The 452-nt window shown below is 30.3% G+C and carries 1 protein-coding gene; it reads right to left on the bottom strand.

Annotated elements, in window-relative coordinates:
* Positions 1-126: 126 nt before the first annotated feature.
* Complete coding sequence (locus FD33_RS12505) at positions 127-360, bottom strand: IS3 family transposase (protein ID WP_082603718.1); 234 nt, start codon at positions 358-360, stop codon at positions 127-129.
* Positions 361-452 lie beyond the last annotated feature (92 nt).

The following is a 452-nucleotide window of genomic DNA, read 5'->3' as shown; positions in this document are numbered from 1 at the left end:
TATCCAAATTTTTCGTCTGGGTAGAATTCTATTTAATCTTACAATCTACCATATATTTAAATAAGATGAAATTTAAAAGGGATGTAAATTGAAGTGCAATAAAAAAGTTAGACATTTTTATAAGTTTTAAAAAATCATGGATTGTTCCCTGTATTCTACAGGGGACAATCCATTTTTGTTTAAAGAAATACGTTTATTGTTGTACCAATTGATATATTTAGCGACTATGTTCTTTAATTCGGTTAGGTCATCGATATTATACCTATAAAGACATTCTCTTTTGAGCAGATTAAAAAAACTCTCAATTGGGGCGTTGTCGTGACAATTGCCTTTTCGAGACATACTTTGTTCAATACCCATTGTTTTTAGGGTATCTCGATAATATTTGAGCTGATAATGGATTGAAGTCAATATTTGAGACAGGTTTTAAGAGACATTCAGAACCGCGTTTA

This window comes from Companilactobacillus paralimentarius DSM 13238 = JCM 10415, from assembly GCF_001434985.1.
Classification (GTDB): Bacteria; Bacillota; Bacilli; order Lactobacillales; family Lactobacillaceae; genus Companilactobacillus; species Companilactobacillus paralimentarius.
This window is presented reverse-complemented; position numbering and strand designations above follow the sequence as displayed.

What these genes read in the sequence shown, in the direction of transcription:
- FD33_RS12505 (WP_082603718.1), bottom strand. Translation starts at nt 360, where the DNA reads ATGGGTATTGAACAAAGTATGTCTCGAAAAGGCAATTGTCACGACAAC.